The organism is Cellulosimicrobium composti (genome assembly GCF_010287905.1).
Lineage (GTDB): Bacteria > Actinomycetota > Actinomycetes > Actinomycetales > Cellulomonadaceae > Cellulosimicrobium > Cellulosimicrobium composti.
The window spans coordinates 1-7,934 of the sequence record NZ_JAAFAN010000105.1 but is presented as its reverse complement, the minus strand read 5'-3'; the positions used below and the strand labels follow the sequence as shown (position 1 = coordinate 7,934).

Below are 7,934 nucleotides of genomic sequence, written 5' to 3'. Positions count from 1 at the left end.
TCGAGTTCGAGATCATCATGAGCCAGGCCGCCGACCAAGCTGCCTAACCAACTGTCACGGAATCGTGCAGCAGCCCCGGGAACTCACGCACCGGGCTGCCCTCGGCGAGCTGGCGCGCGTCGACCTTCGAGATGCCGGCGGTGACATCGTCGCCCGGGCCAGTCACGTAAGTGACCTGGACCTCGCCCGTTGCGACCGGCATGTCCGAATCGTAGGACTACGACACGTTAATGGAAAATTCGCCACGGCCACGACACCGTGATGGAAAACTCGCCAAGGTAGGTGGAAACCTACACCGCCGCGTCCCCGTGACCGCACCCGACGTCGGGAATAGTTCGCCCTCGGCGAAGGTTGAGCCATACAGACTCAAGTTCGGTCCGGCGGGGTTGCGCGAGCGCCGACCCCGCGCCTACCTTGAGTGCAGCAGACTCAACCCGGAGTGCCCGGGCGCGCGTACGCCGTCGGGCACCCACAGCACAACGGAGGCAGCACACATGGCACGAGCAGTCGGGATCGACCTCGGCACCACCAACTCGGTGGTCGCCGTCCTCGAGGGCGGCGAGCCCACCGTCATCGCGAACGCCGAGGGGTCGCGCACGACGCCGTCGGTGGTCGCCTTCTCCAAGACCGGCGAGGTCCTCGTCGGCGAGGTCGCCAAGCGCCAGGCGGTCACCAACGTCGACCGCACCATCAGCTCGGTGAAGCGCCACATGGGCACCGACTGGTCCGTCGAGATCGACGACAAGAAGTACACCGCGCAGGAGATCTCCGCGCGCATCCTCGGCAAGCTGAAGCGCGACGCCGAGGAGTACCTGGGCGAGCCCGTCACCGACGCGGTCATCACCGTCCCGGCGTACTTCAACGACGCCGAGCGTCAGGCGACCAAGGACGCCGGGCAGATCGCGGGCCTCAACGTGACCCGCATCGTCAACGAGCCCACCGCGGCCGCGCTCGCGTACGGCCTCGAGAAGGGCAAGGAGGACGAGCTCATCCTCGTCTTCGACCTGGGCGGCGGCACGTTCGACGTCTCGCTCCTCGAGGTCGGCAAGGACGACGACGACTTCTCCACGATCCAGGTCCGCGCGACCTCGGGCGACAACCGCCTCGGCGGCGACGACTGGGACAACCGCATCGTCGAGCACCTCATCAAGCAGGTGAAGAACAGCTCGGGCGTCGACCTGTCCAAGGACAAGATCGCGCTCCAGCGTCTGCGCGAGGCCGCCGAGCAGGCGAAGAAGGAGCTCTCGTCCGCGACGAGCACCACCATCTCGATGCAGTACCTCTCGATGAGCGAGAACGGCCCCATCCACCTGGACGAGAAGCTCACGCGCGCCCAGTTCCAGCAGATGACGCAGGACCTGCTCGACCGGACGAAGGCCCCGTTCCACAAGGTCATCTCCGACGCGGGCGTCTCCGTCTCCGACATCGACCACGTCGTGCTCGTGGGTGGCTCCACCCGCATGCCGGCCGTGACCGACGTCGTCAAGGAGCTCACGGGCGGCAAGGAGCCGAACAAGGGCGTCAACCCGGACGAGGTCGTCGCCGTCGGCGCCGCGCTCCAGGCCGGCGTCATCTCCGGTGACCGCAAGGACGTCCTGCTCATCGACGTGACCCCGCTGTCCCTCGGCATCGAGACCAAGGGCGGCGTGATGACCAAGCTCATCGAGCGCAACACGGCCATCCCGACGAAGCGCAGCGAGATCTTCTCGACGGCCGAGGACAACCAGCCGTCCGTGCTCATCCAGGTGTTCCAGGGCGAGCGCGAGTTCGCGCGTGACAACAAGCCGCTCGGCACGTTCGAGCTCACCGGCATCGCGCCGGCCCCGCGCGGCGTGCCGCAGATCGAGGTCACCTTCGACATCGACGCGAACGGCATCGTCCACGTCGGCGCCAAGGACCGCGGCACCGGCAAGGAGCAGAAGATGACCATCACGGGTGGCTCGGCGCTGCCCAAGGAGGACATCGACCGCATGGTCAAGGAGGCCGAGGAGCACGCGGCCGAGGACAAGAAGCGTCGCGAGGAGGCGGAGACCCGCAACCAGGCCGAGGCGTTCGTGTACTCGACGGAGAAGCTCGTCTCCGAGAACAAGGAGAAGCTCTCGGCCGACGTCGTCACCGAGGTCGAGGCCGACATCGCGTCGGTGAAGTCCGCGCTCGAGGGCGAGGACGCCGCCGCGGTGAAGACCGCGCACGAGAAGCTCGTCGCGTCCTCGCAGAAGATCGGCCAGGCGCTCTACGCGTCGGCCGAGCAGGAGCAGGCCGCCGGCAACCCCGGTGCTGCTGCTGACGACGCGTCCGCCGCGGCGGGCGCCTCGTCCGCACCGGACGAGGACGTCGTCGACGCCGAGATCGTGGACGACGAGGACGACAAGAAGTGACGTCGGACGACGCACGGGGCCCCGAGGAGCAGGCCGGGCGCGAGCCCGGTCAGGGCCCCGAGGACAAGCCCTTCCACTTCACCGACAAGCGCAAGGTCGACCCGGAGACGGCGCAGCCCCGCCCCGCGGGCGAGGCCGCGCCGTCCGAGGGGGCCGGCGGCGGCGCGGAGACGGACCCGCTCGCGGGCCTCGACTTCGAGCCGTCCGGCGAGGCCGAGGTCGACGCCGAGGTCCTCGCCGCGAAGGCGGAGGCCGCGGAGCACCTCGAGGCGCTCCAGCGCGAGCGCGCGAGCTTCACGAACTACCGCAACCGCTCGCTGCGCGACCAGGAGGCCGCGCGGGCGCGGGGCGTGGAGGACGTGCTCACCGCGCTCCTGCCGGTGCTCGACGACATCGACCGCGCGCGCCAGCACGGTGAGCTGACGGGCCCGTTCGCCGCCATCGCGGAGAAGCTCGACGCGAGCTTGGAGAAGTTCGGCATCGAGCGGTACGGGAAGGTCGGCGAGGAGTTCGACCCGACCGTCCACGAGGCGCTCATGCACCAGGCCGACCCCGAGGCCACCGCCACCACGGTGAACCTCGTCATCGAGCCCGGCTACCGCATCGGCGAGCGCGTCGTGCGCGCCGCGCGCGTCTCGGTCGTCGGACCCGAGTAGCACCGACCCCACCGTGCCCGACGGCGCGGGCGCACCTCCCGCGCGGAGGTGCGCTCCGCCGTCGGGCACGCGAGGATCACCAGCAGCACCGCTCCCGGCGACCGGGCGCGGACGACGAGAAGGAACCAGGACCACGACCACCGACAGGAGGGAGGCGCCGTGACCGGACAGGACTGGATGGAGAAGGACTTCTACGCCGCGCTCGGCGTCTCCAAGGACGCCGACGACGCCGCGATCAAGAAGGCCTACCGCAAGCTCGCCCGCCAGTACCACCCCGACCAGAACCCCGGGGACGCGACGGCCGAGGCGAAGTTCAAGGAGATCGGCGAGGCGTACGCCGTGCTCTCCGACCCCAAGGAGCGCGAGCAGTACGACGCGATCCGCGCGATGGCCGGCGGCGCACGCTTCTCCGCCGGCCCCGGCGGGGCCCAGGGCGCGGGCGGCTTCGAGGACCTGTTCGGCGGCATGTTCGGCGGCGCCGCACCGGGCGGCGCCCGGGTGCGCTACTCCACCGGCGGCCAGGGCGGCGCCGGAGGCTTCGAGGACATCCTCGGGTCGATGTTCGGCGGCGCGGGCGCCCAGCAGTTCGGCGGCCCGCGCCCGCGCGCCGGAGCCGACGTCGCCGCCGCCACGACGCTCCCGTTCCGCCAGGCGGTCGAGGGCTCCACGGTCACGTTCACCGTCGACGGGCGTGCCGTCACCACGCGCATCCCGCCGGGCGTGCGCGACGGCCAGAAGATCCGGCTGCGCGGCAAGGGCCGCCCCGGCACGGCCGGCGGACCCGACGGCGACCTCGTCGTCACCGTGCACGTCACCCCGCACCCCGTGTTCTCGCTCGACGGCACCAACCTGCGCGTGACCGTCCCCGTGACGTTCGCCGAGGCCGCGCTCGGCGCGACCATCGCCGTGCCGACGCTCGACGGCTCGACCGTGAAGGTCAAGGTGCCGGCCGGCACGCCGTCGGGCCGCACGCTGCGCGTCAAGGGCCGCGGCGTGCGGACCGCGAAGGGGACGGGCGACCTGCTCGTCACCGTCCAGGTCGCCGTGCCGCAGAAGCTCTCGCGCGCGGCGCGCGAGGCCGTCGAGACCTTCGCCGCCGAGACGGACGGCGAGGACGTGCGCGCCGACCTGGTCCGCCAGGCGGCGGAATGAGGAGGCGGTCGACCATGACCGCACAGGGCGCGGTGCCGGGCCGGGACGACGTCGACCAGGACGCCCCCGTGCTCGTCATCTCCCAGGCGGCGGCGCTCGCGGGCATGCACCCGCAGACGCTGCGCCAGTACGACCGGCTCGGCCTCGTGGTGCCGCGCCGCACCGCGGGCCGCGGCCGCCGGTACTCGCTGCGCGACGTCGCGAAGCTCCTCGAGGTGCAGCGCCTCAGCCACGACGAGGGCATCAACCTCGCGGGCATCCAGCGGATCCTCGCGCTCGAGGCGCAGGTCGAGCGGCTCGAGCGGCGCATCGAGGCGCTGTCCGCGCGCGTCGAGCCCGGCGGCCGCGTGTTCGCCGCGGCGGCGAGCGGTGACGTCGTCGTGGTGCCGCGCGGGCGCAGCGTGCGCCGCGGCGTCGAGGAGGCGCTGCGCGAGACGCTCGTCGAGCACGGCGAGGCGCGCGCGCTCGTCATCTGGCGCCCGCGGCCCGACGCCGACGACTGACCCCGCCGTCAGCTGCGGCGCGCCTCGCGCGCGACGAGCGCGGCCGCGGCCGGGACGAGCGCGGACTCCGCCGGGTCGAGGCCCGGGTCGCCGGCACGGACCCGCGCGGCGGCGTCGAGGTGGCTCCCGAGCACGGGGTCGGCGAGGTGCAGGAACGCGTCGAGGAGGACGCGCGCTCCCGGCGCGAGCTCGTCGTCCTCGTCCACGGCGACCTCCGCGACGATCACCGCGGTGACCGCGAGGTCGAGCCCGGCCGGCCCGAGCCGGGCGCTCGTCCAGTCGAGGACGGCCGGCCCGTCGGCCGTCAGCACGACGTTCGCGGGGTGCAGGGCCAGGTGCAGCACGCACGGCGGCCCGTCGGACGCCGCGTCGAGGGCGACGGGCGACGGCACGGTGAGCGCCGCGTGCGCCGCCCCGCCCGGGGCCGGCGCGGGGAGCGCGTGGAGGGCGTCGTGCAGCGCGACGAGCGTCCGGGCCGCGCCCGCGAGGGACGTCCGCCCGCCGAGGAGCGACTGCAGGAGCGTGGGCCCGCGCACGAGCTCCATGGTGAGGTCGCCGTCACGCGCGGCGTCCACGCGGGGTGCGGGGAAGCCCGCCTCGCGCACGTGCCGCATGACGGCGGCGACGCCCGCCGCGTCGGCGCCCGAGCGAGACCGGCGCAGGACGCGGTCGGCGCCGACGGCGTAGAGGTCGGCGCCGGCGCCCGAGAACAGCGGCGCGCCCGAGGTGGCCATCCTCCGACGCTACGCCTCCGGGGCGTCCCTGACGAGACCGCGCCGCCGTGCGCGGTGTTCCGGCAGGTCAGGTAATTGTGAAAGATTCTCGTGCGCTAATGGCGGCGCATTCCTGCATTTCTGAGCAAGGCCTCACTTCCTAGGCAGGGCGCATTTCCAGGAATACCGTGGGAGCAGAAGCCCGTCGCACCGACGGGTCCTCGTCAGAGAAGGAGATCGCGATGAGCAGCCTCACGGAGATGCCGCAGGTCGTCGAGTGTTCCATCGACGGCTGCGGCTACAACCACGACCACGGGTGCCACGCGGGCGCCGTGACGATCGCCGGTCACGCGGGCGACGCCGAGTGCGCGACCTTCATCCCGCTCGGCACGAAGGGCGGCCTGGAGAAGGTCCTCGCGCACGTCGGCGCGTGCCAGCGCACGGACTGCGTGCACAACGCCGCTCTCGAGTGCTCGGCGCCCTCCATCCGCGTCGGTGCGGGAGCCACGGGCGAGGACCGCGCCGACTGCCTGACCTACACCCCGCGCTGACGCGCGGTACGACCGTGCACGAGGCGGCCGGCTCCCGCCGGCCGTGGACGCCGCCCGACGCCCCGCCCCACGCGCTAGCCCGCGTGGGGCGGGGCGCGGTCGTGTCAGCGCTGCAGGGTGCCGAGGAGCTCGACCGCGGCGGTGTGGGTCCCGGGCAGGGGCTCGAGCCAGATGCGCGGCGGTCGGCGCAGGATCGCCGTGACGCCGAGGGAGAGCCCGGTGCGCTCGATGCTGTGCCGGAGCGCGCTGCGCAGCTCGTGGTCGTCCACCCCGCGCTCGCCGAGCACGACGAACAGGCCGTCGCCGAGCGACGCCATCGGGTGCCCGTCGCCGAACGTGTGGGTGAGGGCGCGCCCCATCGCGGCGGACCGGGCGAAGCGCTGCCAGCCCGTGAGGTCGTCGAGCGCGACGTCGACGACGAGCAGGCCGTGGGTGTGCGTCGCGGCGACGCCGGTGCGCGCGGCGACGCCGTACGTCTCGCGGAGCCGGTGCACCAGGTACTGCGTCGTCGCGAGGCCCGACTCGGGGTCGAGGACCTCCGGGGTCACCGGGGTCGCCTCGTAGCCCTCGGACCAGCCGACGGCGACGGCGCGCAGCAGCTCGACGCCCGGCTCGCGGTCGCGCACGCGGAACAGGCACACGACGTCGTCGATGGCCTCGCCGATCCCGACGCCGGCCTCGGCGCGCACGCGCCCGAGCCGCTCGGCGGCGGGCACCGTGTCCCGCTCCTCGCACAGCGCCTCGACGAGCGCGTCGACGGCAGGGTGGTACCAGTCGCCCGGCCGCAGCCAGACGCTCTCGGCGCTCGCCCGACGCCAGTGCTCGCGCACGGTGTCGGGTGCGGGCACGGCAAACCCGTGGAGATGGTCCATGTAGATGAGACGGGCGGGCGGGCCATCCATGACGCGGGTCCACGAGGAAGTTTCCGAGACTGCTCGTCCCGGGTGAAAAAGGGCGAAAACGGAGGACTCCGGCCGTTACCGTTCTGTCGCCGGGAGGCCAGTGCCCTCCTGTTGGACAGCCGTCTACTATGGCCACCGTACGCCTCGGTTCGGGGCGGGTCTCCGGGGCGGGTGACATGACGCAGGCGCAGGAACAGGTGTGGAGCGAGGCGTTCAGCGACGCCGAGCTCATCACCGCCGTGCGCGAGGGCGACACGAGCGCCTACGGCGTCCTCTACGAGCGGCACGCCGCCGCGGCCCGCACCGTCGCCCGCCAGTACGTCCGATCCACCGCCGACGCCGACGACGTGGTCTCCGACGCGTTCGCCCGCACGCTGTCCGTGCTGCGCGGCGGCGGCGGTCCCGACGTCACGTTCCGCGCGTACCTCTTCACCGTCGTGCGCCGGCTGTCCTACGACCTCGTGAACGGCGCGCGGCGCACCCAGCCGACGGACGACGAGCGCACCTTCGAGACGGCGTTCGGCCCCATGGCGTCCACCGAGGACCCGACGCTCGAGGGCTTCGAGCGCTCCACGGTCGCGCGCGCGTACCTCGACCTGCCCGAGCGGTGGCGCGCCGTCCTCTGGTACACCGAGGTCGAGAACCTCTCCCCGGCCGAGATCGCGCCGATCCTCGGCCTCACCGCGAACGGCGTCTCCGCGCTCGCGTACCGCGCGCGCGAGGGGCTGCGCCAGGCCTACCTCCAGCAGCACCTCACGTCCGTGCCCGCGGAGGAGTGCCGCACCGTCAACGCGCTCCTCGGCTCGTTCGTGCGCGGCGGGCTCGCGAAGCGCGAGACGGCGCGCGTCGAGGCGCACCTCGACGGCTGCGGCGACTGCCGCGCGCTCGTGCTCGAGCTCGGGGACGTGTCCCACGGCATGCGGTCCGTCATCGCCCCGCTCGTCCTCGGCGTCGGCGCCCTCGGGCTGGTCGGCACCGCGCTCCCGACCGCGGGCGGCGCGGCCGTCGCGGGCGGCGTCGGCGCGGCCCTGCAGGGCGCGTCGAGCGCCGGCGGGTCCGGCGCGGGCGGGTCCGGCGCG

The 7,934-nt window shown here is 73.2% G+C and carries 9 protein-coding genes; 6 read left to right on the top strand and 3 right to left on the bottom strand.

Annotated elements, in window-relative coordinates; genetic code table 11:
* Positions 1-43: 43 nt before the first annotated feature.
* Positions 44-202, bottom strand: a complete 159-nt coding sequence (locus tag GYH36_RS18470) for a hypothetical protein (RefSeq protein ID WP_162290611.1) — start codon at positions 200-202, stop codon at positions 44-46.
* A gap of 292 nt (positions 203-494) precedes the next feature.
* Between GYH36_RS18470 and dnaK the strand changes: the two genes are divergently transcribed.
* From dnaK to GYH36_RS18450, 4 genes are all read left to right on the top strand, one after another.
* Positions 495-2,378 carry a molecular chaperone DnaK gene (gene dnaK, locus GYH36_RS18465; protein WP_024841503.1) on the top strand — a complete coding sequence of 628 codons (1,884 nt, stop codon included), beginning with the start codon at positions 495-497 and terminating at the stop codon, positions 2,376-2,378.
* Entirely contained in the window at positions 2,375-3,034 is a 660-nt protein-coding gene (gene grpE, locus GYH36_RS18460; RefSeq protein WP_024841502.1) for a nucleotide exchange factor GrpE, read from the top strand. Before dnaK ends, grpE begins: the two co-directional genes overlap by 4 nt.
* A 159-nt stretch (positions 3,035-3,193) precedes the next feature.
* Entirely contained in the window at positions 3,194-4,186 is a 993-nt protein-coding gene (locus tag GYH36_RS18455; RefSeq protein ID WP_024841501.1) for a DnaJ C-terminal domain-containing protein, read from the top strand.
* Positions 4,187-4,200: 14 nt separating this feature from the next.
* Entirely contained in the window at positions 4,201-4,689 is a 489-nt protein-coding gene (locus GYH36_RS18450) for a heat shock protein transcriptional repressor HspR (protein WP_115943307.1), read from the top strand.
* Positions 4,690-4,697: 8 nt separating this feature from the next.
* On the opposite strand, the gene GYH36_RS18445 is transcribed toward GYH36_RS18450, so the two are convergent.
* Positions 4,698-5,423: a phosphotransferase gene (locus GYH36_RS18445; protein WP_162290610.1), complete on the bottom strand. Its 726-nt coding sequence runs from the start codon at positions 5,421-5,423 to the stop codon at positions 4,698-4,700.
* A 221-nt stretch (positions 5,424-5,644) separates the two neighbouring features.
* Here GYH36_RS18445 and GYH36_RS18440 point away from each other — a divergent pair, with 221 nt between their 5' ends.
* Positions 5,645-5,953, top strand: coding sequence for a DUF1540 domain-containing protein (locus tag GYH36_RS18440; RefSeq protein WP_024841498.1), 309 nt, complete (start codon positions 5,645-5,647; stop codon positions 5,951-5,953).
* A 104-nt stretch (positions 5,954-6,057) separates the two neighbouring features.
* On the opposite strand, the gene GYH36_RS18435 is transcribed toward GYH36_RS18440, so the two are convergent.
* Positions 6,058-6,825 (bottom strand): hypothetical protein, encoded by a 768-nt coding sequence (locus GYH36_RS18435; protein WP_024841497.1) that lies wholly within the window; start codon positions 6,823-6,825, stop codon positions 6,058-6,060.
* Between the two features lie 206 nt (positions 6,826-7,031).
* On the opposite strand from GYH36_RS18435, the gene GYH36_RS18430 reads away from it, so the two are divergent.
* The coding region (locus GYH36_RS18430) for a sigma-70 family RNA polymerase sigma factor (protein ID WP_162290608.1) at positions 7,032-7,934 on the top strand (903 nt) is incomplete at its 3' end.